Source organism: Arcobacter sp. F155 (genome assembly GCF_004116455.1).
GTDB lineage: Bacteria > Campylobacterota > Campylobacteria > Campylobacterales > Arcobacteraceae > Halarcobacter.
The window spans coordinates 217,929-243,588 of sequence record NZ_PDJU01000001.1 but is presented as its reverse complement, the minus strand read 5'-3'; the positions used below and the strand labels follow the sequence as shown (position 1 = coordinate 243,588).

At 28.5% G+C, this 25,660-nt stretch carries 31 protein-coding genes; 13 read left to right on the top strand and 18 right to left on the bottom strand.

The features are described 5' to 3' along the window. Nucleotides 1-49: 49 nt before the first annotated feature. Nucleotides 50-754, top strand: a complete 705-nt coding sequence (gene sfsA / locus CRV03_RS01215) for a DNA/RNA nuclease SfsA (protein ID WP_129083317.1) — start codon at nt 50-52, stop codon at nt 752-754. Nucleotides 755-775: 21 nt separating this feature from the next. Here sfsA and CRV03_RS01210 read toward each other — a convergent pair whose 3' ends face one another. Next, nucleotides 776-1,063 carry a hypothetical protein gene (locus tag CRV03_RS01210; RefSeq protein ID WP_129083316.1) on the bottom strand — a complete coding sequence of 96 codons (288 nt, stop codon included), beginning with the start codon at nt 1,061-1,063 and terminating at the stop codon, nt 776-778. Between the two features lie 148 nt (nt 1,064-1,211). Here CRV03_RS01210 and CRV03_RS01205 point away from each other — a divergent pair, with 148 nt between their 5' ends. The 3 genes from CRV03_RS01205 to CRV03_RS01195 all read left to right on the top strand — a co-directional run bounded on the left by CRV03_RS01205 (nt 1,212) and on the right by CRV03_RS01195 (nt 3,345). Then, complete coding sequence (locus CRV03_RS01205; protein WP_129083315.1) at nt 1,212-1,412, top strand: DUF2892 domain-containing protein; 201 nt, start codon at nt 1,212-1,214, stop codon at nt 1,410-1,412. Between the two features lie 116 nt (nt 1,413-1,528). Then, entirely contained in the window at nt 1,529-2,407 is an 879-nt protein-coding gene (locus CRV03_RS01200) for a hypothetical protein (RefSeq protein ID WP_129083314.1), read from the top strand. Between the two features lie 86 nt (nt 2,408-2,493). Continuing rightward, nucleotides 2,494-3,345: a YitT family protein gene (locus tag CRV03_RS01195; protein ID WP_129083313.1), complete on the top strand. Its 852-nt coding sequence runs from the start codon at nt 2,494-2,496 to the stop codon at nt 3,343-3,345. Nucleotides 3,346-3,351: 6 nt separating this feature from the next. On the opposite strand, the gene CRV03_RS01190 is transcribed toward CRV03_RS01195, so the two are convergent. The 4 genes from CRV03_RS01190 to CRV03_RS01175 all read right to left on the bottom strand — a co-directional run bounded on the left by CRV03_RS01190 (nt 3,352) and on the right by CRV03_RS01175 (nt 6,327). After that, entirely contained in the window at nt 3,352-4,086 is a 735-nt protein-coding gene (locus tag CRV03_RS01190; RefSeq protein ID WP_129083312.1) for an IclR family transcriptional regulator, read from the bottom strand. Between the two features lie 43 nt (nt 4,087-4,129). Continuing rightward, nucleotides 4,130-4,690: a DJ-1/PfpI family protein gene (locus tag CRV03_RS01185; protein WP_258238967.1), complete on the bottom strand. Its 561-nt coding sequence runs from the start codon at nt 4,688-4,690 to the stop codon at nt 4,130-4,132. Nucleotides 4,691-4,788: 98 nt separating this feature from the next. Beyond that, complete coding sequence (locus CRV03_RS01180) at nt 4,789-5,880, bottom strand: PQQ-dependent sugar dehydrogenase (RefSeq protein WP_129083310.1); 1,092 nt, start codon at nt 5,878-5,880, stop codon at nt 4,789-4,791. A gap of 33 nt (nt 5,881-5,913) precedes the next feature. Next, the gene (locus tag CRV03_RS01175; RefSeq protein WP_129083309.1) at nt 5,914-6,327 is read right to left on the bottom strand and encodes an Rrf2 family transcriptional regulator; all 414 of its coding nucleotides are present in this window, start codon (nt 6,325-6,327) and stop codon (nt 5,914-5,916) included. A 144-nt stretch (nt 6,328-6,471) separates the two neighbouring features. On the opposite strand from CRV03_RS01175, the gene CRV03_RS01170 reads away from it, so the two are divergent. From CRV03_RS01170 to CRV03_RS01150, 5 genes are read left to right on the top strand one after another with little or no spacing between them, the layout of a single operon-like run. After that, complete coding sequence (locus tag CRV03_RS01170) at nt 6,472-6,918, top strand: cytochrome c (protein ID WP_129083308.1); 447 nt, start codon at nt 6,472-6,474, stop codon at nt 6,916-6,918. A gap of 5 nt (nt 6,919-6,923) precedes the next feature. Continuing rightward, nucleotides 6,924-8,309 carry a cbb3-type cytochrome c oxidase subunit I gene (locus tag CRV03_RS01165; protein WP_129083307.1) on the top strand — a complete coding sequence of 462 codons (1,386 nt, stop codon included), beginning with the start codon at nt 6,924-6,926 and terminating at the stop codon, nt 8,307-8,309. Between the two features lie 9 nt (nt 8,310-8,318). Continuing rightward, nucleotides 8,319-10,097 carry a nitric oxide reductase activation protein NorD gene (locus tag CRV03_RS01160; protein WP_129083306.1) on the top strand — a complete coding sequence of 593 codons (1,779 nt, stop codon included), beginning with the start codon at nt 8,319-8,321 and terminating at the stop codon, nt 10,095-10,097. Between the two features lies 1 nt (nt 10,098). After that, nucleotides 10,099-10,887: a CbbQ/NirQ/NorQ/GpvN family protein gene (locus CRV03_RS01155; protein WP_129083305.1), complete on the top strand. Its 789-nt coding sequence runs from the start codon at nt 10,099-10,101 to the stop codon at nt 10,885-10,887. Nucleotides 10,888-10,934: 47 nt separating this feature from the next. Beyond that, a complete protein-coding gene (locus tag CRV03_RS01150) occupies nt 10,935-11,222 on the top strand; it encodes a peptidylprolyl isomerase (protein WP_129083304.1) in 288 nt (95 codons plus the stop codon). A gap of 9 nt (nt 11,223-11,231) precedes the next feature. On the opposite strand, the gene CRV03_RS01145 is transcribed toward CRV03_RS01150, so the two are convergent. Next, entirely contained in the window at nt 11,232-12,470 is a 1,239-nt protein-coding gene (locus CRV03_RS01145) for a DEAD/DEAH box helicase (protein ID WP_129083303.1), read from the bottom strand. A gap of 13 nt (nt 12,471-12,483) precedes the next feature. Beyond that, nucleotides 12,484-13,176: an alpha/beta fold hydrolase gene (locus CRV03_RS01140; protein WP_129083302.1), complete on the bottom strand. Its 693-nt coding sequence runs from the start codon at nt 13,174-13,176 to the stop codon at nt 12,484-12,486. A 158-nt stretch (nt 13,177-13,334) separates the two neighbouring features. Between CRV03_RS01140 and CRV03_RS01135 the strand changes: the two genes are divergently transcribed. Beyond that, the gene (locus CRV03_RS01135; RefSeq protein ID WP_129083301.1) at nt 13,335-14,963 is read left to right on the top strand and encodes an autotransporter outer membrane beta-barrel domain-containing protein; all 1,629 of its coding nucleotides are present in this window, start codon (nt 13,335-13,337) and stop codon (nt 14,961-14,963) included. Between the two features lie 121 nt (nt 14,964-15,084). Further along, nucleotides 15,085-15,477 (top strand): hypothetical protein, encoded by a 393-nt coding sequence (locus CRV03_RS01130; protein WP_129083300.1) that lies wholly within the window; start codon nt 15,085-15,087, stop codon nt 15,475-15,477. Here CRV03_RS01130 and CRV03_RS14350 read toward each other — a convergent pair. Continuing rightward, nucleotides 15,464-15,892: a CopD family protein gene (locus CRV03_RS14350; protein ID WP_129083299.1), complete on the bottom strand. Its 429-nt coding sequence runs from the start codon at nt 15,890-15,892 to the stop codon at nt 15,464-15,466. The two genes, CRV03_RS01130 and CRV03_RS14350, sit on opposite strands and share 14 nt — an antisense overlap. An 82-nt stretch (nt 15,893-15,974) precedes the next feature. On the opposite strand from CRV03_RS14350, the gene CRV03_RS01120 reads away from it, so the two are divergent. Next, nucleotides 15,975-16,979 (top strand): AraC family transcriptional regulator ligand-binding domain-containing protein, encoded by a 1,005-nt coding sequence (locus tag CRV03_RS01120; RefSeq protein ID WP_129083298.1) that lies wholly within the window; start codon nt 15,975-15,977, stop codon nt 16,977-16,979. 26 nt (nt 16,980-17,005) lie between these two features. Here the strand turns inward: CRV03_RS01120 and CRV03_RS01115 are convergent, their stop codons facing one another. Further along, complete coding sequence (locus CRV03_RS01115) at nt 17,006-17,461, bottom strand: cupin domain-containing protein (protein ID WP_129083297.1); 456 nt, start codon at nt 17,459-17,461, stop codon at nt 17,006-17,008. 41 nt (nt 17,462-17,502) lie between these two features. After that, a complete protein-coding gene (locus CRV03_RS01110; RefSeq protein WP_129083296.1) occupies nt 17,503-18,069 on the bottom strand; it encodes a pentapeptide repeat-containing protein in 567 nt (188 codons plus the stop codon). Between the two features lie 225 nt (nt 18,070-18,294). Between CRV03_RS01110 and CRV03_RS01105 the strand changes: the two genes are divergently transcribed. Beyond that, nucleotides 18,295-18,513, top strand: a complete 219-nt coding sequence (locus CRV03_RS01105; protein ID WP_129083295.1) for a cold-shock protein — start codon at nt 18,295-18,297, stop codon at nt 18,511-18,513. Between the two features lie 38 nt (nt 18,514-18,551). Here the strand turns inward: CRV03_RS01105 and CRV03_RS01100 are convergent, their stop codons facing one another. The 8 genes from CRV03_RS01100 to CRV03_RS01065 form a co-directional block, all read right to left on the bottom strand. Then, on the bottom strand, nt 18,552-19,412 hold the full coding sequence (locus CRV03_RS01100) for a DMT family transporter (protein ID WP_258238965.1): 861 nt from the start codon (nt 19,410-19,412) through the stop codon (nt 18,552-18,554). Beyond that, a complete protein-coding gene (locus CRV03_RS01095) occupies nt 19,397-20,179 on the bottom strand; it encodes a choline kinase family protein (protein ID WP_129083294.1) in 783 nt (260 codons plus the stop codon). Before CRV03_RS01095 ends, CRV03_RS01100 begins: the two co-directional genes overlap by 16 nt. After that, nucleotides 20,151-20,729 carry a nicotinamide riboside transporter PnuC gene (pnuC, locus tag CRV03_RS01090; RefSeq protein WP_129083293.1) on the bottom strand — a complete coding sequence of 193 codons (579 nt, stop codon included), beginning with the start codon at nt 20,727-20,729 and terminating at the stop codon, nt 20,151-20,153. Before pnuC ends, CRV03_RS01095 begins: the two co-directional genes overlap by 29 nt. A 45-nt stretch (nt 20,730-20,774) precedes the next feature. Further along, on the bottom strand, nt 20,775-23,285 hold the full coding sequence (gene hrpB, locus CRV03_RS01085; protein ID WP_164968591.1) for an ATP-dependent helicase HrpB: 2,511 nt from the start codon (nt 23,283-23,285) through the stop codon (nt 20,775-20,777). A gap of 4 nt (nt 23,286-23,289) precedes the next feature. Then, complete coding sequence (locus CRV03_RS01080) at nt 23,290-23,607, bottom strand: hypothetical protein (protein WP_258238964.1); 318 nt, start codon at nt 23,605-23,607, stop codon at nt 23,290-23,292. A gap of 56 nt (nt 23,608-23,663) precedes the next feature. Next, on the bottom strand, nt 23,664-24,056 hold the full coding sequence (locus CRV03_RS01075; RefSeq protein ID WP_129083290.1) for a hypothetical protein: 393 nt from the start codon (nt 24,054-24,056) through the stop codon (nt 23,664-23,666). A 100-nt stretch (nt 24,057-24,156) separates the two neighbouring features. Beyond that, nucleotides 24,157-25,101 (bottom strand): NAD(P)-dependent oxidoreductase, encoded by a 945-nt coding sequence (locus tag CRV03_RS01070; protein ID WP_258238963.1) that lies wholly within the window; start codon nt 25,099-25,101, stop codon nt 24,157-24,159. 13 nt (nt 25,102-25,114) lie between these two features. Continuing rightward, on the bottom strand, nt 25,115-25,627 hold the full coding sequence (locus CRV03_RS01065; RefSeq protein ID WP_129083289.1) for a hypothetical protein: 513 nt from the start codon (nt 25,625-25,627) through the stop codon (nt 25,115-25,117). Nucleotides 25,628-25,660 lie beyond the last annotated feature (33 nt).

The window sequence follows — 25,660 nt, the reverse complement described above, 5'->3', positions numbered from 1 at the left end:
AAAAAAATAAGCCAAGTTATATAAAATACAAAAAACAAAAAGGCCTTTTATGAAATTTGAAGAATTAATACATGGAAAACTTATAAAAAGATACAAAAGATTTTTGGCTGACATTACTCTTGATAACGGAGAAGAGATAACAGCCCACGTGCCAAATAGTGGAGCTATGACTTCATGTATTGAAGACAACTGTGATGTTTGGGTTACTTTTCATGATAATCCAAAAAGAAAACTAAAATATACCTTAGAACTAACAAAAATGGGTGAAAACCTTATTTGTACAAATACAGGTGTTGCAAATAAAATTGCCATTGAAGCTATTGAGAATGGAACAATAAAAGAACTGCAAGGTTATGATAATTTAAAACCTGAACAAAAGTATGGAAATCAAAATAGTAGAATCGATATTTTGCTTTGGAATAATGATAGCGATAAAAAATGCTTTGTTGAAATCAAAAGTGTAAGTCTAAATCTAGGTGAGACGCTTGCTTTTCCTGATGCAAAAACAACTAGAGGTCAAAAACATTTAGAAGAATTAAGAGATATGGTAAAAGAAGGTCATAGAGCTGTAATGCTTTATGTTATTCAAAGAACAGACAACTTACCTTTTAGAATAGCCCATGAAATAGATAAAAAATATAATGAGAATTTTGAAGAAGTAACTTCAAATGGAGTTGAAGTACTAGTTTATCAATCAGATATAAACCTTGAAGAAATAAATATCAAGGGTATAAATAAAGGAATTAAAAACTAAAGACATAAAGGCTTAACGCCTTTATGAAAGTTCAGCCCCACAACTTTGGCACTCTTTTCTAAACCATCCTCTACCTGGAAACTTTTTACACTTTGGACATTTCCATAAGAATATTGTAAAGCCCATATATATTACAAAACCAGCAATCCCTGCACGGAACCAAAAATCTTGACCTTGTCCAAATACTTGGTCAACACCTTTTATAATCATTACTATACTTGGAGTTAATAGTATAAAAAAAATCGCAGCTGCTATTTTTGCATTTCTAATAACTTGCGCAAACTCTTTTTTTACTTGTTCCTTATTCATAAAAATCCTCTTTTAAATTAATTAAAATATTATATCTAGAAAACGTAGCATTAAAAAATCATCAATCTTGACTATTTTAATTATTATAAGTAAAATTTATTTAAGTTTAATAAGTTAGAATTATAAAAAAAGATAAAAGGAACTTATAATGAACAAGTTTGATAAGTTTAGAAATTTTTGTAGAAAGTTTAGAATTCTAATTGGTATAGTACTAATTGCAGTTGGATATTTTACAGGTATTGCATGGTTTTACTTAGGAATTATTCCTTTAGTAGCAGGACTTGTTGATTTTTGTCCACTTTGTATTATCTCAAAAAAATGTACACCTAAAAATCTACAAAGCCATTAAAAAAGTAGACTCAGGTCTACTTTTTATTTTATCTTCTAATTTTTCTTAATATTTTTCATTTATTTAAAAAACTAATGTATAATACGCTTTTAAAATAATTTAATGGAAATATATAAATGAACATGCTTAAAAATCTATTTACTGATTTAGAAAATCTACTTAGTTTATTAAATAACTTCGACTATAGTAGGCTTATATTATTAACAATTACAATGTTAATAGTTTATATTATTAATATCATTGCTTTAAATCGATATCATAAAAGTAAAATCAATAAAACACAAATAGAATTAAAAAGAATAAATCTTGAAGCAAACCTAAATATAAAAAGACAAAACCTTTCAAAGCTCTATATTGCAATATTTTTGTTTATTTCATTTTTAATTATTTCAAATAATAATCTTGCAGTTGTAATTCCTGTTTTATCAGCACTAATATTAATACTTCTATTTTCAATAAAAGAACAGCTAAATAATATCTTTTTAGGTTTAGCCTATAAGTCTTCTATTTTAACAACTATTTATGAAGGAATGGAGTTTTACTTTAAAGAAAAACCAAATGAGGTTTGTAAAATATCAAAGGTAAATCTATTTAAAACAATTTATAAAAATGAAATGACAGGACAGCTTTTATCACTAGAGAATAAAGTATTAAATGAAAAAGAGATTATTCATAAAGCAATCCCTGATTTAGACTATGTTGAGTTTAAATATAAAGTAAATAATAATTATGATGTGGAAAAATATATAGAAAAAACAAAGCAAGAGCTTGTTGAGTATATAAATACTATAGAAGATGTAGATTTTAAGACACTTAGAGAAACTGTATTATCTTTAAAATCAAAGTATAATACAACACCTTTTTTAAAACCTTCATATACTATTGATGTTATTTTTAATACACATGAAGAGTTAATTATAAAAATAAACCTAACTACTTATCAATATAATTATGAAAACTATTTAGAGGATTTACTTAAATTTAGACCTAGATAGTTACTAAAAAATTATATATTAATTGCACTAATAAACTTTTTGTTACTAAAAAGTTGCTATTCTTCCATTAAAAAATTAGGATATTAATGAAAGAATTCAATTTTAATCAAGAGTTAAAAAACTATGCATATATTTTTATTGCATCTATTATTCTAGCTATTGGAATAGTAGGCTTCTTCTCTCCAAATAAGATAATTACAGGTGGAACAGCAGGTCTTGCCCTACTTTTACACTATATAACACCACTTACAATAGGTACACTTATAGCTGCTGTTAACCTTCCTTTAGTACTTATAGGTTGGAAATACCTTGGTAAAATGTTTGCTATTAGAACTATCATCACTATTTTAATAATCTCCCTTGCAATTGACTTTTTTGATAAAGTTATTATGTTAAAACCTTTTGTTTTAGAGATGCCTCTTGCTTCTATTTTTGGTGGTATCTTTATTGGAGTTGGACTTGCACTTGTTATAAAAGGAAACTCTAGTGCAGGTGGTTCTACTATTATTGCTAGAATAGTTGCTTCAAAAAGTGAAATCAAGCCAGGAACAGTAATACTTGTAATTGATTCACTTATTATTCTTTCTTCTTTATTTATCTTTGATGATGTAGCAAGAGTTTTATACAGTATTGTAAGTATCTATGTAACAACGAGAATAATAGACACCATCTTAACAGGAAGGTTAAACAAAAAAGTTGTTTATCTAGTAAGTAAAAAAACAGATGAATTAAAAAAACAAATCACTGAACAACTGGGACCTGAAGGGACTATTATAAAAGGTGATGGACTTTTTGAAGGACAAGATAAAAGAATGATTCTTTTAATTGTAGAGGTAAACAAACTTCAAGTTTTAAGACAAATGCTTAAAGAAACAGACCCAGAAGAAGGATTTTTAATCATTACAGAAGCTACTGAGATGTTAGGACGAGGACACTAACACTCTTTAGCAAACAACTTTATAACTTTCAACTAACCTTGAAATATCTTTTCCTAAAGAGTTAAGTTTTTCTATAGAAAGCCTTTCTTTAGTTCCAGAAATACCAACCGCACCTATTAATATATTTTCATGGTTAAATAAAGGAACTGCTACGCAAGACATATTGTCTTGATATTCACTATTATCAATTGAGTAGCCATTCTCTTTTACTTCTTCAATTGCCTGTTCTAAAAAGCTCATATCAGTAATTGTATTGTGAGTATATTGATTTAGTTTTATAAGTTCTAAATCATAGTTTCCAAAGGCTAAGATTGATTTACCTAAAGCATTTGTATGTAAAGGAGCTTGAAGACCTATACTGTTTCTTGTTTTTATTTTCCTATTAGATTTATCAATTTGATTTACATATAAAACTTTATAATCATCAAAAACCCCAAAATAAGCGCACTCTTTTGTGAGCTCATAAACATTTTCTAAAATAGGTTTTGTTTTCTCTACTAAGATTTGTATCTTTGTTTTTTGAGTAGTTTTATTCTCTAAAGACTTTGGAATAATCTCATTTGAGTTATCTAAATAAGTAATATAATTTTCATCTTTTAAGGTTTGTAAAATCCTAGACATAGTACTTTTATTTATATCTAATCTATCACAAAGAGTTGAAGCTAAAATAGGTTTTCCATAGTTTACTATCTCTTTATAAACTTGTAAACCTTTTGTTAAAGATTGTAGCTGTGTTGACATTTGAGTCCTTATGCAAAACTAATTTAATAGTTTTGCACAAGTTTTATAAAAGTTCATTAAATTTTGCAAGCCAAGCTGGATGTGCAGGCCAAGCAGCAGCAGTAACTAGATTTCCATCTACATGTGCAGCTTCAAAACCAATATCAATCCACGTACCACCTTTCATATTTAAATCAGGTGCACAAGCTGGATAACAAGAACAAGTTTTGTCTTTAACTACATCAGCAGCAACTAAAACTTGAATACCATGGCAAATTGAAGCTATTGGTTTATTTTTATTGTTAAAATCTTTTACAATCTCTAATACTCTTTGATTAAGTCTAATATACTCAGGAGCTCTACCACCTGGAACTACAAGTGCATCATAACTTGTCTCATCAATTTCATCAAATGTTGCATTTAATGTAAAATTATGTCCTGGCTTTTCTGTATATGTTTGATCACCTTCAAAATCATGAATAGCAGTTTTAATCTGCTCTCCTGCTTTTTTATCTGGACAAACTACATCAACAGTATGACCTAACATTAATAGTGCTTGGAAAGGAACCATTAATTCATAATCTTCTACAAAATCACCTGCTAATACTAAAATTCTTTTTGACATCATCTACTCCTTGATTAAGTTTAGAAAATATTAATACAACTAGAGTTAATAATATATATGTAAAATATATTAATCTCAAGTAGTTTCACTATATGAAACTACTTAGTCAAAATATAAAATTTACCACTGTCAGTTGAAAGAAGAAGTTCTCCTTTAGGAGACTCTATAACATTTCTTATTCTTTGATGATACTCGCTTAAAACTCTTTTTTCTTCTACAAACTCATTGTTTTCATTCATAGTTATAATATTTAGATGAGTAAGTTTTAGTGCTCCAGATAAAAGTTTTCCTTCTAGGCTTTTAAACAGTCTTCCAGAATAAACTATTAAAGAACTAGGTGCAATAGAAGGTATAAAATACTTTTTTGCTTGTTCCATACCTGCTTTATGAGTTCCTTCTCCTACAGAAATAGGAGCCCAATACTCTTTTCCAAAAGAGATAACAGGCCAACCATAGTTTTTACCCTTTTCTATTAAATTAATCTCATCTCCACCTCTAGGACCATGTTCTATTGCCCATAATCTTTTAGTTTTCTTATCATAAAAAATTCCTTGAATATTTCTATGTCCATATGAGTAAATTTCATCTAAGGCATTTGGATTTTCTATAAAAGGATTATCTTTAGGAATAGTACCATCAAGGTTTAGTCTTATAACTGTTCCTGCATGGGTTGTTAAGTCTTGTCCATTTGGTCTAACACCTCTATCTCCAACAGTAAAATATAAGTGTCCTTCTTCATCAAAGGTTATTCTACTTCCAAAGTGCCTTGAAGTATTACTTGCAGATTTGGTTATAAGTAAATCTTTCCAGTCTTGAAGTTCATTATTTATAAGTTTTGCTTTTGCTAAAGTTGTTACACCTTTTTTCTTCACTTCTTTTACATATGTAAAATAAAGTGTTCTATCTTTCTCAAAATTTGGGCTCTTTTGAACATCCAATAAACCACCCTGTCCTCTATGATAAACAGTTGGTGTATTTAATAAATATTTGATGTCTTTTTTCTCTAGGTTTAATATTCCTATCTCACCATTTGTTTGAGTAAATAAAACCTCTTTTTCATTTAGATAAGTCATACCCCATACTTTACCAAGGTTAGAAACAACTGTTTCTAATTTATATTCAAAATTATTAGTATTTGAAAACAAAATACCTGGTAATAAAAAAACCATTAAAACAAAAATTCTTATCATAGTAAACTCCTGTTTAATTAATAATACTTTATATTATAACTTAAAATCTTTATCTTTGATATCTTCTAAGGTAGTATTTTCATACATTTTTCTAATTAAAGCTCTAGGCTCAACCCATTTATCATGTAATGCACACTTGTTATTACAATCACAATGACCTATCCCTAAGATACAAGTATTGTCTTCTTCTAAGTCCTTAAATGTTTCCAAAATATCTTTAATACTAGTTTTAGAAGGATCTGCTATTAGTTCATATCCCCCTTCTCTACCTTTTATTGAGTTAACAAACTTTGCATTTACTAGTTCAATCATTATTTTTGTTAAAAATTTATAAGGAATACCTAATATCTCTGATAACTCTTTTGCACTATATAGTTTTTCATTTCCATTATCAGCGATATAACATAATATTCTTATTGCATATTTTGTTGTGTTGTGTAGTTGCATTTATTCCCTTTACTTTTCTCATTTTACATAATTTTCTATTAAACCATAAAAAACATTTTAAATTCTACTTTAAGGTAGAATTTAAATATTCAATGATAATATTCCAAAATACTACCTCAAGGTAGAATTTAAAAAGGAGTTAGAATGACTGAAAAAATTACGAAAAACATGGCTCGTAATATTTACTTTGGTGGAAGTTTGTTTTTTATATTACTCTTTGTAGGACTTACAGTTGATACAGTAAAGAAATTTCCTGAACTTACAAATGAAGATAAACTTACACAATCAGTAGCTGATGGGAAGCATGTATGGGAAAAATACAACTGTGTTGGTTGCCATACAATTATGGGAGAAGGTGCTTATTATGCTCCTGAACTTGCAAATGTATTTGATAGAAGAGGATTAAAAGATGAAAAAACTTTTAAAACATACCTTAGCTCATGGATGGCTTCACAACCTTTAGATATAAAAAATAGAAGAAAAATGCCTCAATTTAACCTTACAGATAAAGAAGTTGAAGATTTAGCAAATTTTCTAATTTGGACATCAAGGATTGATGATAATGAATGGCCACCTAACATTGAAGGATAATACAGATGAAATATAGTTCACAAATGGTTGCAAAGCCATATTTTATTTTTGCACTACTTCTATTAGCAGGAGAGATGCTTTTTGGTTTAGTTTTAGGATTACAGTATATAAATGGAGATTTCTTATTTCCTCTAATTCCTTTTAATGTTGCAAGAATGGTACATACAAACCTACTAATTGTATTGATTCTTTTTGCTTTTATGGGAGCTGCATACTATTTAGTACCAGAAGAATCAGAAAGAGAATTATGGAGTCCAAAACTTGCAATAATTACCTTTTGGGTATTTGCAGTTGCAGGTGTAATTACAATACTTGGATATTTACTAGTTCCATATGCAACATTAACAGAGATTACATATAATCATCTATTTCCTACCATGGGAAGAGAGTTCTTAGAACAACCTACAATTATAAAAATAGGAATAGTAATTGTTGCTATTTCTTTTGTTTTTAATATTGCAATGACAGTACTAAAAGGTAGAAAAACAGTTATTACAGTAGTTTTATTAACAGGTCTTTTAGGTCTAGCAGGTTTATTCTTATTTGCATTTTATCTTCCTGCAAATCTTGCTGAAGATAAGTTCTTCTGGTGGTTTGTTGTTCACTTATGGGTTGAAGGTGTTTGGGAATTAATCCTTGGTGCTATTTTATCTTTTGTTCTAATTAAAGTAACAGGGGTAGATAGAGAGCATATTGACAAATGGCTATATCTAATTATTGCAATGACTTTAGTATCAGGGATTATAGGTACAGGACATCACTTCTTCTACATTGGTACTCCTGATTATTGGTTATGGTTGGGTTCTATTGCTTCAGCTGTTGAACCATTACCATTTTTCTTAATGGTTCTATACGCCTTTGCAATGGAAAGACAAAGAAGAGTTTTCCATGAAAACAAAATAGCTCTTACATGGGCAAAAGGAACTGCTGTAATTGCCTTCTTAGGTGCTGGAGTTTGGGGATTTATTCATACATTAGCTCCTGTAAACTACTACACACATGGTACTCAATTAACAGCAGCTCACGGTCACTTAGCATTTTTTGGTGCTTATATAATGATTGCATTTACAATAATCTCTTATTCAATGCCTATAATGAGAGGTAGGTTAAAAGGTAATTCTTTAAAAGCACAAAAAGTTGAAAGAGTATCTTTTTGGCTAATGGTTATAGGAATGTTAGGTTTAACTCTTGCTTTAACAGTTGCTGGAGTTTGGCAAATTGTTCTTCAAAGATGGCCCCAATCAGGAGAAGCTCTAAACTTTATGTCAACACAAGAGCATCTGATTCCTGTGTATAAAGTAAGAGTTTTATTTGGAGTTATGACTGTAATTGGGCTTTTAACTTACCTATATAGTTTCTTTATAAAAGAACCAAAAGAATCAATAGCCTAAAGAAGAAAAATGGAAGAGTATATCGGAAAAGTTTGGGATAAATATATTACTAAAAAAGCAAGAAAAAACTTTGAAGAACAAACGGTTTTCTTTGAAGACAATAAAAAAGCATTAAGAATTTTTTATCACCTTTTAGGAGGTGATAAAACAAAAGAACTTTATATAACTGATAAACGTTCCATTTTTAAAAAAAGAAGAAGTCTAAGCGAAAAGATTTCTGGAGTAGGAAAAGAGTTTTATCTTCCATGGCAAGATGAAGAGGCTCTTTACCTCCCTCCTTCTATTTCATACTTTAAAGATGAAAAATCAAATCAACTTCTATATTTTTGGCTTATTGCAATGATGAGTAATATAGATGTAAATAAAAAGAACATCATCTCTAGTAATATTAAAACAACAAAATATCTATTATCTAAATATGAAGGTTTTCAAGAGTTTTATTATAACTGTTCAAATGAAATCTTTGAACAATATGAAGAACTAGAATTTATAAAAGAGTTAGATAAAAATAGTGCTAAAAATATTTTAGAAATACAACCTTTTTACATGTGGATTTATCCATCTTTAAAAATGAAAAAAACTATTGAAAAATTTGAAGAAGATGAACCTTATAGAAATAAAGAACAAAAAGATAAAACAGAAACCTTACTTATGAAAAAAAAGGTTGAGAAAATTGATGATAAATCAAAAACTGATGGGCTTTTGGTATTTTTACCTGAAGGACTAATGAGTATTTTAGAAAGAGTAAATGTTGATAGAAGTGAAGATGATAGTTTTGATGAAAATGCCCTATTCAATGCACAGGATTTAGATGAAATAACAATTGGAAGAAAAAAAGCAAATCTAAACGCAAGAATAAAAATGGATTTAGATATTGAAAATGATGCAATTGAAGAGTATCCTATAAAATCAAACTTTTCATTAGATGAATGGGACTATAAAAAACAGAAATATTTAGAAAATTTTGTTAATATAAATCCAATATTTACAAAAAATATAAAAGCTATAAAACTTCCTATAAGACTGAACAAGATAACAAATCAGGTTCAACATGAACTAGATTTAATGCAACTAGATAAGATAAAAAGAAGTAATCTTGATTGTGGTGATGAAATAAATCTAAACACATGGATTGATTATAAAAGTTCAAAAGATAAAAGTGTAGATAAACAAAACTTTTTTGAAAGCTTTCAAAAAAATACAAGAGATATGAGTACCCTGATTCTTGCTGATACTTCGTTATCAACAGAAGCTGGTATTAGTTCCGAACTTAGAGTAATAGATATGATAAAAGATGGACTTATTGTATTTTCTGAAGCATTAGAAAGACTACAAGATAACTTTAGCATATATGCCTTTTCATCATTAAAAAACAAAGATGTAAAGTTTCATTTAATCAAAAACTTCCAAGAAAAGTATAACGATACTATAAGAGGAAGAATTGATTACATAAAACCAGGATACTACACAAGACTAGGTGCAGCAATAAGACAGTCAACTAAAATATTAGAAACTCAAAAAACAAAAAATAGATTACTTCTAATAATAAGTGATGGTAAACCAAATGATGTAGATAAATATGATGGAAGATATGGAATAGAAGATACTAAAAAAGCCATCAATGAAGTAAAAGCAAAAGGAATTGTACCATTTTGCATAACTATTGATTTAGAAGCAAAAAGCTACCTTACTTACCTTTTTGGAAAAAATGGTTTTACCGTAATTAGAAATGTAAAAAAACTTCCAAAAATTTTACCAGAAATATATATGAATTTAACAAAGGATTAAAATGTCTAAGGATATTTACTATTTAGAACAAAACAATGAAACGCAACTTTTTTTAGCTGCTGAAAAGATGAACTTACCAGTACTAATAAAAGGTCCAACGGGTTGTGGAAAAACAAGATTTATTGAAGCAATGGGAGAAAAACTAAATAGAGAAGTCTATACTGTTGTTTGCCACGATGATTTAACTTCTTCTGATTTATTAGGAAGACATCTAATATCTGAAAATGGTACATATTGGCAAGATGGACCTCTTACAAAAGCAGTTAGATATGGAGGAATTTGTTACCTTGATGAGATAATTGAAGCAAGAAAAGATACAACTGTTATCTTACACTCTCTTGCAGATTACAGAAGAGTACTTCCTTTAGATAGAACAGGTGAAACAATAGAAGCTCATCCTGATTTTATGTTAGTTGTCTCTTATAATCCTGGTTATCAAAATATCTTAAAAGGGATGAAACCAAGTACAAAACAAAGATTTATCTCTTTAAGTTTTGATTATCCTAAAAAAGAAGAAGAGAAGCAAATTATTATAAAAGAGAGTAGTATTGATGAGAAAATAGCTACAAAACTTGTAAATATTGCAAATGAAATAAGAGAGTTAACTGATACAGATATACAAGAAGCAGTATCCACAAGACTTTTAGTATATGCAGCTAAACTTATTAAAAAAGGCTTTGATGAATACCAGGCTTGTATTCATTGTATAGTTGAATCACTAAGTGATGATAAAGAAGTCATTGATGTTTTAGAACGATTAATATCTTTGCACTTTATAAAAAAGGATTAGACATAAGCTCTTTATGTTAAAATTCCATAAAACAAAGGAGTACTTATATGGCATCTGCAACAGCTAGACATATATTAGTTAGAAATAAAAAACTTGCACAAAAAATAAAAGAAGAACTAATAGAAGGTGATATTATATTTGAAAAAGCCGCAAAAAAGTACTCTAAATGTCCGACAGGTAAAAGAAAAGGTTTTTTAGGAAGTTTCTTTAAAGGTGATATGGTAAAAGAGTTTGATGAAGTAGTTTTCACTAAAAAAACTCCACTTAATAAAGTAGTGGGTCCTGTAAAAACAGAGTTTGGATATCACTTAATAGAAGTACTTGCTAGAAATTAAGAGAGAACCTTATGAGTTCTCTTTCTTAGCTCTAGCTTCTCTTAATTTATCTTTTTTACTTTTTCTTTTCCCTTTTACAGGAGCTTCACCCTTTTTCTTCTTTTGAGGTGTACCTTTTAATTCAAAACCTTCTATCTCTTCTTTTTCAAGATTGATATTTGAACGTTTCTCTATAAGTTTAAAATGCTCATAGTTTTCTAAAGTTAAAAAAGATATTGCATTTCCACTTTTACCAGCTCTTGCTGTTCTTCCTATTCTATGAACATAATCAGCAGGAGACCTAGGTAAATCATAGTTTACAACACAAGTAATATCATCAATATGCAAACCTCTTGCAGCAATATCAGAAGAGAAAAGTATATCTATCTCTTTGTTTTTAAAATCCTCTAAAGTATAGTTTCTCTCTTCTTGGTCTAAATGCCCATGGAAAGACTCTGCATTAAAGCCATATTTTCTAAATTTTGCTGCTAAATTATCTGCTGCTCTATTTGTAGCCATAAAAACTAATACTTTTTCAAACTTCTCTTTTTTAAGTAAATGCCTTAAAAGAGCTGAACAATTTTCACTATTTACTTTTATTGCTCTTTGATTTATAAGTTCAACAGTTTGACTCTCTTCTAGAAAAACTTCTTTTGCCTCTTTTGTAATCTTTGAAGCGATTTCTAATACTTTTTCAGGATAAGTTGCAGAGAAAAGTAAGTTTTGTCTTTTTGAAGGAATTTGCTCTAATAATAAATCTAACTCTTCTTGAAAACCAAAATCAAGCATCTTATCAGCTTCATCAAGAACTAAATACTCTACAAAAGATAAATTAATCTGCTTCTTAGAAATAATATCAAGTAATCTTCCAGGAGTAGCAACAACGATATCTCTTCCTTGTTGTACATCTAGAAGCTGTTGAGAAATATCATCTCCACCAATAAGAGTTACAACCTTGGGTCTTCTTTTAATATATTTACTTAAATCTTCAAAAGTCTTTGATACTTGAAGTGCTAGTTCTCTTGTAGGAGCAAGAACTAAAGTTCTTACTTTAGCTTTACCTTCATATGAATTATTTAAAAAGTTTTCTAAAATAGGAAGAACAAAACTTGCTGTTTTTCCACTTCCTGTCTGTGCTTTAGCCATAACATCAAGTTTTTCTAAAACTAAAGGTATTACTTTTTCTTGAATTTGAGTTGGTTCTTCTAAACCTATATTTTCAAGGGCTTTGTTTATTGGTTCTTTTAAACCAAAATCACTAAATGTCATCTATTATTTCCTTTTAAATTTTCATCCAGTTTTCTATATGAAAACTTAACTCCCTTGGAACTTCCAAAGAGATATTATGGCTTGTTCCAACTCTATAGTTAATTTTAAAATCATGTTCAACACCTTCTAAAGCTTTTACTGAAGTATGATTTAGCAATCTATCTTCTAAACTATAAAAAAGATATGTTGGTATATCAAGTTCATTTAATTTTTCAAATAACTCTTCTCTTTTTAGTGTAAGGGCTAGTTGAGGAGTAAAAGCTTCATTTCCAAGCTCGTTAAACATATCACATACTATACGAACCAACTCTTCATCATCTTTTACTTCTAAAAGATCAATTGCTTTTTTCTCATCTAAAGAAGTAAACTTACCTTCTCTAGCTTCTTCTAGTTTCTTCTCTCTTCGTGGAACATCTTTTTGCTCTGTTGAACTAGGAGTTGAGCTTAATAAAAATAGTCTTTTAATCTTTTTTGGATTTGAAACTGCATAATATGAAGCTATATAACCACCTAAAGAAAAACCTAATAAGTTGATTTTTTCATCTTCTATTTGTTCATCTAATATTTTATTAATTTCATCAAAATCTTCACTATAAGGTATTGGTAAATGTATTAATTCATATTTTTCATCTAAATAAGGTGTTAACTTACTCCATAGTCTCTCATCTGTCATAAGACCAGGAATTAAATATATCTTCTCTTTCATATAATATTGTCCTTCATAAATAAAAAGGATATATTAGCATAATAAGGTTTTTTAAATTTTAATTTTTAAATTAATTAGATAATAAAATTTAAAAAATTATTTAATTACGACTTTCATTTGACTTTCACTTACTATAATAAAGAAAAAAGGGAAGAATTATGAAAACAACAAAAACAAAACTATCACTTCTGACCAGTACTATACTGTTTTCATCAGTTATAGCAACACAAAATTTACATGCAGGTCCTCTTGCTGTAAATACTGCAAGTTCAGCAACACTGTATGAGTCAAATCAATTCTACAGACCATCTGCAAGTGGTACTACTCAAACTTCAACACTGTATAGTTACCTTGCTCAATCTATATATGTTACAACTGCAGGTACGTATGATTTTGCTACAATTGGAGGTACCGTTGGGGATCCTTACTTATTGTTATACTCATCATTTGACAAAGACAATCCTGGGGATAATTTCATTGTTGGTAATGATGATGGGGGAACAGGTTTACATGCATTACTAAATGATGTAGTATTAAGTGCAGATACAACTTATTATCTTGTTACGACTTCATTTAGTCCAGAAACAGGTACTGTTGAATTTTTAGTGACAGGTCCAGATGGGGTTATAATAACAACGTTAACAACTGATCTAGAAGCAGCTTCTTCAATTTTAAACTCTACTATTTTAGGAGGAGGAAAACAACCTGCTCAAGATGCTGCACGTGTTTTAGATAGTTCTAGTGGTTATACTAGAATGCAAAATGTCATTACTGCAATTAATAATCTTTCATCTGATAGTGCAGTTGCAAAAGCTGTTGATAGTACTACTCCTCAAACTACAACATCAAGTTTTACTGCTTCTAATCAAATCTCTAACAATGTTTCAAATATCGTTTCTCAAAGACAAAATGTAAACCTAAATGCTGGTGGTCTAAACTCTGGGGATGAGATGTTATCTGAAAAGAACATTTGGGTTAAACCTTATGGTTCTAAAGGTTCTCAAGATGATAAAGATGGTGTAAATGGTTTTGATATTGATACTTATGGTATTGGATTTGGTTTTGATGGGGAATATGCTGAAAACAAACAAATTGGATTTGGTTTCTTCTATACTAACGCTGATGTCGAAGTAAACAATGTTTCTCAAACTTCTGATATTGATGTTTATAGTTTAATTGTTTATGGAAACACACCTATTTTTGATAATAAAACAAATCTTCTTTATCAAGTAGGATACTCTTGGCAAGATACAACAAGTAATAGAGGTATCGAGTTTATGGGTACTAATGCAAAAGCTGATTATACTTCAAAAGTAGCATCTGTAGATTTAAGACTATTAAGAGATTATAGAGTAAATGAAAAACTTCTATTACAACCTTTAGTATCAACTACATATAGACATTTTGAATCTCCAAATTATAGTGAAAGTGGAGCTGATGCTTTAAATTTAGAGGTTGATAAATTTACTTCAAATGAGCTTATCTTAGGTGTAGGAGCTCTTGGATTTTATAAACTAAATGAAAACTCAAATCTATTTGGAAATATAAATATTGGTTATGACTTAAAAGATGATAATAATATTGTATCTTCTTCTTATCAAGGTGCTTCTGGTTTATCTTTTGAAACAGAAGGTATTGATAATGGTAGATTTAGTTATGACCTTGGTATTGGATATGAAAATAATATTAATGATTTAACGAATATTAACTTCTCTTACAACTTTCAAGGAGAAGGTAGTGATTACACAAACCATGTAATCTCTGCTAAATATACTTATAAATTTTAACCTAAAAAGCTAAGCTATCAAGCTTAGCTTTTAATATCAATCCTAATTAAAATAGGTTTAATAAAACTTTGTCTTTAATTCCTATTTTGATAGAATTCCAAATAAAAATTAGGACAAAAAATTGAATAACCCAAAAATACTATTTCCACTAGCCTTAATAGGAATCCTTAGCACATACTTTTTTGTATTTGGACAAGAAAAAACATTAGAAATAATAAAAGGTGAATATCTTTTTATCTTAGGATTAATCCCATTATCACTTGCTTTCATATTTTTCAAAATTAAATTAAAAGATTATGAGTTAATAGACTTTAATAAAAACTCAAACTTATCTTTTAAATCTATTGTTATGTTTTTCCTTATCTTTCAAGTAGTTGACTACTTTAGTGAAGGAAGTTTTGAAGGTATGATTTCATTATGGTTTTTATATTGGGTTATGGGTGTAATTGCTCTACTTTTAATGGAAAATATAAACTTCTATAAAAACTATAAAATGATTTTTAAAAAAGTTTAGTAATAGTTAGAAAAAGCACTATTGATAAAACTAACACAATAAAAAGAATCAAATACTCAAAATATTTTAACTTAGTAGAAAATAGCTCATCCATGAAAACACGAATATAATGATGGGCTATGGCAAGTAAAGAGATAAAAAAGAACTTTGTATATATCCAATATCCACTTTGCAATAAAGCACTATTCTGTATAATTAATACAATCCCAAAAATCACGGCAAAAACAAAAGACAAAGAGGAAACATATCTATAAATAAAAATCTCTTTTTGCTTTAGCTTTTTTATTATTTGCAACTCTTTTATCTCAAGTAAATTTTTATGAAAAAAAAGAGTTTTTAGTAGATAAATACTACTTGAAAACCAAATAATAATACTGATTAAATGAAATGCCTTTATAAACTCATAATAGTGCATTTTAAATCCTTTTTGTTTAATTTTTTTATTGTACAATCAAAACTAAATATAGTTTATATCTTTTCACGAACAAAGGCACTTTTTGAATGCAAACTTTCCTTTAATACTTTTTAACCTAATCTCTAATCTTTTAGAATCAAAATACATTTTTGATAAAGAAAAATATTTAAAAGAAAATAATATTAATAAAATAGATATCAAAGAAGTTAATGATTTATTAAATTTTTGTATTCAAGAATATAAAAGCTATGAAATCTTGATAGAACTATCAAAACAGGCAAAACCAAAAGATTTAGGAATTTTAGGATACTTAGTATTAAATTCATCCTCTATAGCTCATAGTTTAAAACTTCTTAGCACGTACTATTGTCTAATAGGAAATAGTATTAAACCTACACTTTTAGAAACTAATGAATACTATAAGTTAAGTATTTATACAAACTCAAAAGAAGAAGGTCTTTTAAATATTGAACACAACAAAATATTTATTCATCTATTTGCTTTTTTACACTTACTTAATAAATTAAGTTCTAAAGAGATAGTTCCCAAATATATAAATCTAATGCAAGATAAGCTATTTGATACAAAGTATATCTCAAATATAAAAGTCAACTTTTCACAAGATGAAAATGCAATATATTTTGATAAAGATATTGAAAATATCAATCTAATTTCAGCAAATAAAAATGAATTTGAATACTACAAAAATGAGCTAGAACAGCTACTAAATTTAAATCTAAACAAAGAAAGCTATAAAACAAAAATATCTGCTCTTGTTTTCTCTTCTATCATGGAACTTGATATATCTTTAGAGACTATTTCTAAAAAACTTGATTTACACCCAAGAGTTTTACAAAAGAGATTAAAAAAAGAAAAAATAAGTTACTCTCATATAGTTGAAGATATTAGAAAGAAACTTTGCTTGTATTACTTAAAAAAGGGACTTGATACAACTACTATCTCTATTTACTTATGCTATAAAGAAACAAACTCTTTTTTTAGAAGTTTTAAAAAATGGTTTAATCAAACACCTAAGCAATACAAAAAAGAGCTTGAAAAAAGTTCAAATGACTGTATAAAATATTAAGTACTAAACTAGAAAATAATTTTTACTTATTGCCACTTTGCTTCGTAAGGAACTCTTGTTCCATCAGCTGTAGTATGTTCTTCTAAAGAGTTTTCTTTTGATTGAACTACTAAATAAATCATAATATCATCAGAAGAGTTTTTTATACCTCTTACACCTTTAGGCGCAACTCTAATTGTACTCCCCTCTTTTATTTCAAAACAGTCATCATCTACTTGAAAAAAGCCATGTCCTTTTAAAATAATATATGTCTCTTCATTTTTATTATGAATATGAAAATACGGCTGAGCTGTATTTGCAGGCAAAGAGTTAAAAGATATCTCAGTACCACTTGATTTTGTAGAATCTTTTAAAAATACTTTTCCTTCTATTTCTTGTTTATTTATAGGATGAATTAAAGAGTACTCCATAAGTTTATTTAAATCACCTAAATCAACAGCACTATAGTTTTTATTTTCAGATATTTCAATAACTTTTTTCATAACTTTAGCCTTTATTTTTATTTAGATTATTTTATCTAAATTTATTTAATTTTGATTGGAAGTAAAGATAAAAAGCTAAGTGCTTCAGGTAAAGAGAAACTTGCATCTTTTAAATCATTTGATTTAGGATCTATAAAATAGTTTCTTGATGTCTCAAAGTTTGCTTTTATTAAACTATTACTTATAAATGAAGAAAGCTCCAAGTCACAGTTATCAAAAATGGCACCTTCTAGGTTACATTCCTCAAAACCACTATCTTTAATAAGAGAGTTTTTAAATACTATTTTTCTTAAGTCTAAAAGATGAAAAGAGTTTTGTGAAATATTACAAGAGTCAAAACTAATATCAAAAGGTTCTTGGCAAGAACTCCATGAGACACCTATAAGTTTTGAATTTTCAAACTTTACATCATTGAAAGTTGAAGACTTTAAAGTAATTAAAGATAAATCACAATTTATAAAAGTACATTCAGTAAACTTACAAGAGTGAATAAGTGCTTTAGAGAAGTCGCATTTTATAAATGTACAATTATCAAAATAGATTTTATACATCTCTTTTGATTTATATTCAGTAAACTCTTCTTCCCAATAATCGTCAGTTTTAAACATGTTTTTCTTTTTAATTTAGATTTTATCATCATTATATTGAAAAATAAATTTTACTTTAAGATTAAATACCAGAAAAGTACAGTATAATGCACGCAATTAAAAAAGATGGTTCGAGTTACATCTTTAGTCTGCGTTATATTGATAGCCTTCGTTATACAGTACATCCAACCTATAGAGAACCTCATATTATGCTTTTAGAAATGATTTAAACAAAAAGGAATTACAATGGCAACATTAGTAAACGGAACAGTAAAATGGTTCAACAGTGAAAAAGGTTTCGGTTTTATCGAACAAAAAGATGGTGGAAAAGACGTATTTGTTCACTTTAGACAAATCAACAACCCAGGATATGGAAGAGTTTCTTTAGAAGAAGGTCAAGAAGTTTCATTTGAAATTGGTGAATCTGATAAAGGTCTTCAAGCAGAAAACGTTACTGTTTTATAATACCAAACTATAAAGTAGCTTTTGCTACTTTATAAAATCTACTTTTTACTAACTAAAATTCCCCCAACTACAATCAAAACAATACCAACAAACGTATAAATATCAGGAAATTTATCTCCTAACATAACCCCAAATCCTAATGCAAATGGAATATTTGTGTAACTAACAACCCCAATAATACTAGCCTTGCTTAAACTATATGCCTTTGTTAAAAACCATTGTGAGCCTGTAGATATAATTGCCATAAAACCAATTAATGACCAAATAAAAGGGTCTGTATGTATTTGAAACTGTACATAGGGAGTAAATAAAAACAATCCTAAAGGAATAAGCATTCCAACACCCATAAAAGAAAGCATGATTACTCTAGCATCATAAATATCTTTGATTTTCTTAATAGTTGCATATGCAGCAGCTGAGAAAAATCCACTTAAAACACCAAAAATATGGTCTATTGATATCTCTATACCAAAGGGTTTCATAATAAATATAACTCCTACAAAACCTATAATAAGAGCAAAGAATGTAGGTAAATTAACTTTTTCTTTCATAAGATAGTATGCAAGAATAGTTACAAAAAATGGCGATGTCTTATTTAAAACAACTGCCTCTCCAAGTGGAATTGTAGAAATAGTATAAAAGAAAAGAACCATTGCAGTTCCACCAAACAGTCCTCTTAAGAAAAGTAGGTGAATTTTTGAAGGATTAAAAGAGACTTTTATTTTCTGTAAACTATATAAAACAATCAAACCTCCTAGTAAGTTTCTATAAAAAACCACCTCTACAGGATCCATAGAATCAGATAATATTTTTGCTATTGCTCCATTAAGTGCTCCAAAAAGAGAACTTAAAAGCATAAACAATACACCTCTATCTATAGATTTCAATTTTTCTGACATTTAATTCCTTGATTATATTCTAAGCTTATAAACCACAATTTACATATTTGATTATAGATATTCTTGTAACAATCAAGTTTTTTTATATCTTTTTTTACTATTTTTCTAAAATAAGTTTTGAGTAAAATTCTTTCTTCTTTTTTAGTTAAATCAAATTCACAACAGATAGTTGCTAAATCAAAAAAACAATCACTAATTGATGTATATTCCCAATCAATAAATTTGATTCTGTTTTTATTAAAAAGTATGTTTTTTGGATTTAAATCATGGTGAGAGCAAACTAGCTGTTTTTTATAAGCTGTTAAATTTTTTATCTCTTTATTTAAGGCTAATATACTCTTTTTAGCTTTTTTACTGCTTAGATGATTATATTTTTTTAACTCTTCTTTTAAATCAAGCTCTTTTGTATGTACCTTTATACTATGTAACTTTTTTATTGTTTTAACTAAGTTCTTTAGTTCTTTTTTTGATAGATTATATTTATGTTCTCCTTTTAAATACTCGCACACCATAAAAGTTTTATTTCTATCTAAAAATAGTGGCTTTCCTGCTATACCTTTATTAAAAGCTTTTTTTTGAACTTTAAACTCAAACTCTCTACTTATATTTACTGTAGAATCATTTTTAAAAACTCTTACTAAGTATTTCTTCTTTGAAGTTTTTAGTAGATAGTTTGTATTACAAAAGCCCTGATTTTTAAGTAGTTTAAGACTTAAAAGCTTTTCATTTTCAAAGATATTATGCTGTTGTAGTTGCTTTTTTGTCATACTCTTCTTTCCACTTTTTAAAAGCTACAAAGGCTAAAACTGTGTAAATCACAAATAAAACAGCTGTAAGATTAAGTCCTTTTTGAATATAGATATAAATAGAAACTACATCAATAACAATCCAATAAATCCAGTTTTCTAATATCTTTTTTGCAAGCATATATGTTGTAAATACAGCAAATACAGTTGTAAAAGAGTCAATATATGCAAAATCTGCACTTGTGTAGTTTGCCATTACATAACCAAAAGCTAAAGATATCAAAGTTAATACAAATATGATTTTTATATTTTTTATTAAACCGTAACTTGATACTTCAAGCTCTTGCTCTTGTAGTTTTCCACCATATTTCCAAGAGAACCAACCATAAACTGCCATGATAAGATAGTATGCATTTAAAGCTGAGTCCATAAGTAAAGAGACATCAAAAAATAGTATTGTATAAATAAGTGTTGAGAAAAATGCAGCAGGCCAACACCAAAGGCTTTGTCTTACAGCAAGTAGTATATAAGCTATTGCTAAAAGCATAGCTATAGCTTCATAGGTAGTCATCATATTTAGTGAATTAATAATTGTTTGTAAAAATTCTAAGATATCTTATCCCTTCATATTCTTTTTAGTTTTATTTGTAGCAATAGCTTCAAAAGGATTATCAGGCCAATAATGTTTTTTATATTTTGAAAACAACTCTTTTTTAACCTCAGCATATGAATTTTCCCAAAAGCTTTTCAAATCATAAGTTATTTGAATAGGTCTTAATGCAGGACTTAAAAGATGAACTTGCAAAGCTATTTTATTGTTAAGTATCTTTGGAGTTTCATGCATACCAAACATCTCTTGTATCTTTACTGCTAAAACAGGTGTGTCACTATCACTATAGTCTATTTTGATATTTGAACCACTAGGCACTTTTATATGAGTTGGGGCAAGAGTATCTAAAAATTGTTGTTTATCCCAAGGAATGTATCCAAGTAGTATAGAGTATGTATCTAAAGACTCTAATTCTTTTACTGTTTTGATATCGTGTAAATATGGCTCTAACCAGGTAAAAATATTTTCTTTTAAATCCTCTTCTTTGAAACTTGGAAACTCTAAATCACTATTTTCATTTATAAAGTTTATTCTTTGTCTTAAGGCTTCTGCTTTCTTATTCCAAGTTAAAAGCTCTAATCCCTCTTTTTTCAAAAGAGAACAAAGCAAGCTTGAAAAGTCTTGATTTTCATCATTTATAGGTTTTGAAAAAAGTTCTAACTCATAAAAAAAGTATTGCTCTTTTATATCAAACTTTTTATTGTCCTTGTTATAGGTGATACTCTTTTTGATATTTATATCAGCTTTAAACTCTTTTAAAATAGTATCTAATGATATTCTTGATGCAAGACTTATATATGAATCTTTGCTCTTTGCATTTAGACTTGGTACTACTAAAAAGCTTTCATTAAATAGTGTATCTTCACTATTTAAAATTGCACCCTTACCATTAGATAGTTTGTATCTATTATCATTTTTGCCTCTTTGCTTTGCAAGTCTATCAGGATAAGCAAAAAGAGTTAAAAGAGCTACAATCTCTTCATCTATTCTTTTATTTGGCTTTTCTATACTATGTACTGCTTTTAACTTGCTAAATAGAAACTTTGCCCCTGCTAAAATGTTTTTTGCTCTATGTTTATTTATAAATGAGCTATCTATATCATTTTCATGTAAGTGTACAAACCTTGAATATATATTTGTATCTTGGAAACTGCTTTTAAAGATATCTTTTTCAACTAAAAGTGAAGCTAAAAGGCAAGCCTCATAGGCAAAGCCTATTTCATTTGCTCTTAAAATCATATATGCAAACCTAGGATGAACTCCTAAAGCTAATGCTTTTTTACCTATAGTTGTTATCTCATTTTTCTCATCAAGCATTTTTAATTCTTGTAAAACTATTCTTGTACTTTCTAAAACTTCTTGTGAAGGAGTATCTAATAGTTTAAGTTCACTTATATCTTCACCCCAAAGAGAAACCTCAAGTAAAAAGGAACTCAAATCTGTCCTTAATATCTCAGGTTTACTTGACTCTTGCAGTATCTTACCCTTATGCCATAACTTATAGCACTTTCCATTACTTAGTCTTCCTGCTCTACCTGCTCTTTGAGTAGCTGAGTTTTGTGAGATAAAAACCTGTTCTAAATGATTCATTGCATTTGAGTAGTTATAAAAAGATTGCTTTTCTAAACCTGTATCTATTACTACTTTTACACCCTCTATTGTTAAAGAGGTTTGAGCAATATTTGTTGAAAGGATGATTTTTCTTTTATTTGATTTTGACTTCAGTATAGCCTTATCTTGTTTCTCTTTACTCAAACTTGAATACAAAGGTAAGACTTCTATTTCTCTATCTTTTAGTTTTTCATTTAGAAGCTTTTCTAAACTATTTATCTCTTTAGCTCCTGATAGAAAAACTAAAATATCACCATCATCTTCATTTACTGCTTTTTGTATAGTATTTAATAAAACGGTATTTATAGTTTTAAAATCAGGCTGTTTGATATTTGCATCTAAAAACGCCTCTTCTACTTCATAGCTTTTACCCTTTGAGCTTACAGTGGGAACATCATCACCTAATAGTTTTGTTAGTTCTTGTGAGTTTAAAGTTGCAGACATAATAAGAAGTTTTAAATCCTCTCTTAGTAGCTCCTGTACTTGCAGAGATAAAGCAAGGGATAAATCAGTATGAATACTTCTTTCATGGAACTCATCAAAGATAATTAAACCTACATCTTCTAAAGCTTGGTCACTTTGTAGTTTTCGCACAAGTATTGCTTCTGTTACAACTAGAAGTTTTGTTTGCTTTGATTTACAACTATCCATCCTAACTTGATAACCAACAGTTTGCCCTACTTCTTCCCCTAGTAGTCTTGCCATTTGTTGGGCTACCATTCTTGCAGCTACTCGTCTTGGTTCTAACATAATTATCATTCTATCTTCAAGCCAAGACTCTTTTAAAAGTGAGATTGGCACAACTGTACTTTTTCCAGCTCCTGGTGGTGCTTCTAGTATAAGTGTTGAGTTTTGATTTAGCGTTTGTTTGATGTCATCTAAAACATCATAGATAGGCAAGTTCAATAAATCACTCACCATTTAATACAGACATAACAGTAGCTCTGCTTGTCTTTAGTTCTTGTGTTATCTTACTTATATTTATATCGCCATTTTCTGTGTAGTACTCTTCATCATCTAACATTCGCAAGATTTCATCTTTTTTATCAAGTATCTCTTGGGGAGTTTGTCTTTTTTGAAAAGTGAAATCCTCCTCACTCATAGTTTCCATAGCCTCTAAATCTCTTTTGATAGTAGGAACTGTTACATTAAGCTCTTTTGCTAAATCCTTTGGGTCTTCAATTCCTCTTTCAAGTAGCTCTCGTAAGGCTATTCTTCTAGTTTTCATTTTACGTCTACGGTGATATGAGATTTTCACTATTTTTCTTATCTATAATTTATTGTTTATACAAACTTTGAAGATAGTTCATTTAAAATCTTAGTTGACTCAAAAGAATCACCATTGTATTTCACAAGTTTTATTCCTTCACTTGTAAATGACTTTGCAGTATTTTTACAAGCTTTTTTAACTACAATATAATCACACTCTTTTAAAGCTCTTCCCATTTTATTGTGTTGTTCAATATGTTCAGCATCATCATGTGAATGGTCACAGTCATGGTCTTCTTCTGGATTACTATGGTCGATATCACTTCTAGGGTTTTGTTTTATTTCATCTAGATTAAACGATTTGAACATTCCTGAACCACTCATTGTATATACAGCAAACTTAGGAGTATGTCCTGCATTTGGGAAAAAGCTTAAATTTTCATCTTTTACTGGTATTGCTATTTTCATTTTATTCCTTGAAATTTTATTTTATAAATTATTCTTATTATTTTAATAGTGAATCTATTTTTTATAATATATTATATCTAAAGAAGGGTTTATTCCCTTTTTAGTAACCTTTATTTGTATCTACAAAAGTGGGAAGGATACCCTTTTCAAAGTATTCTGAAATATTTTTTAAAGCTATCTTTGAAGCTGTTTTCATATTTGTAGGTGCTGAGATATGAGGTAGTACTGTTATATTTTCATTTTGCCAAAGATAAGAACTAGTTGATAGTGGCTCTATATCAAATACATCTAAAACAGCATGACATAGTTCTTTGTTATCTAATTTTTTAGCTAAGTATTCATAATCTATAATTGGCCCTCTAGCAAAGTTTATAAGAGAAACTTTCTTATGCAATAAGTCTAGCTTTGACTTATCAAGTAAGTTTTTTGTTTCATCTGTAAGAGGTAAAAGACAAACTACGATATCAGCACTTTTTAAAGCTTGTGTTAAACCGTCATTTCCATAAAAAGTTTCAACACCTTCTATCTCTTTTTTACTTCTTGCCCATCCTGATACACTAAAACCATTCTCTTTTAGTTTCTTTGCACTTTCTTTTCCTAAATTGCCTAAACCAAGAACTAATATATTTCTTTCTTCTGGCAAAGTTTCTATATGCTGTTTCCATTGCTTTTTTTTTTGTTGTTTTAAATATAGTGGCATATTTTTATGCAAATATAAACTCCATGCTAAAACTGATTCAGCCATAGTTTTAGCAAGTTGAGGATCAGTCATACGAACTATTTTAAAAGAAGAGTTTGAAAGGTCTTGAAGAAGTTTTTCAACTCCAGCCCATAAGCTTTGTATCCATTTTAGGTTTTTAAGTTGAGCTATGTCTTTTGGATTTGGGTTTGCTACTATTGCTACAGTAGAAGATAGTTTTTGTTCTTCTGATAACTCTTCAAAAAGTACTATTTTGTATTCGCTCATTTGTTCTTGTAAATGCTCTAGCCATAGATTTGTAGTCTCTTCATCACAAGCACTTACAAAAGGTATTATCTTTTTCACAAATACTCCTACTTTATAAAATCTTTTCTATATCTTCTTTTAGTTTCACTAAACTTTCATCTAATGCTTTATCACTATTTTTAGCTATAAACTCTTCTAAGCCAGTTATTCTCATAGGAAACTTCTTTGAATACTTGATAATCTCTTCTTCTAGTGTAGTAACCCCTGCTTTTGTTTGTATTAAATAAATAGAAAAGGTATCATCTTCTATAGTGAATTTTACATGGTTAAAATACACCTTTGCGTCTTTAAATATATAATCTAAAGTCAAAGTATCTTTTCTAAAGAAAGGAAAGGCCTGTTTAGCCTCTCCTAAAACTTCTGCTATAAGAAAATACCCTAAAATATCAGGTGTCAAGTTATCACAAGAGATTCTTTTGTCTTCTTTTTTAAAGTATTCATCAACTAATCTTACAAAAAAACTAGAAGACATAGCTCCTATATCTTTTAGGAGCTCTTTGTTCGTGTATTCAAATATCAAGTGTGAGTTTTGTTTTATAAAAGCTTTTAGTTCATTTTCTTGCATTTGTAAAGTCCTTTAAAATCATAAATGATATTT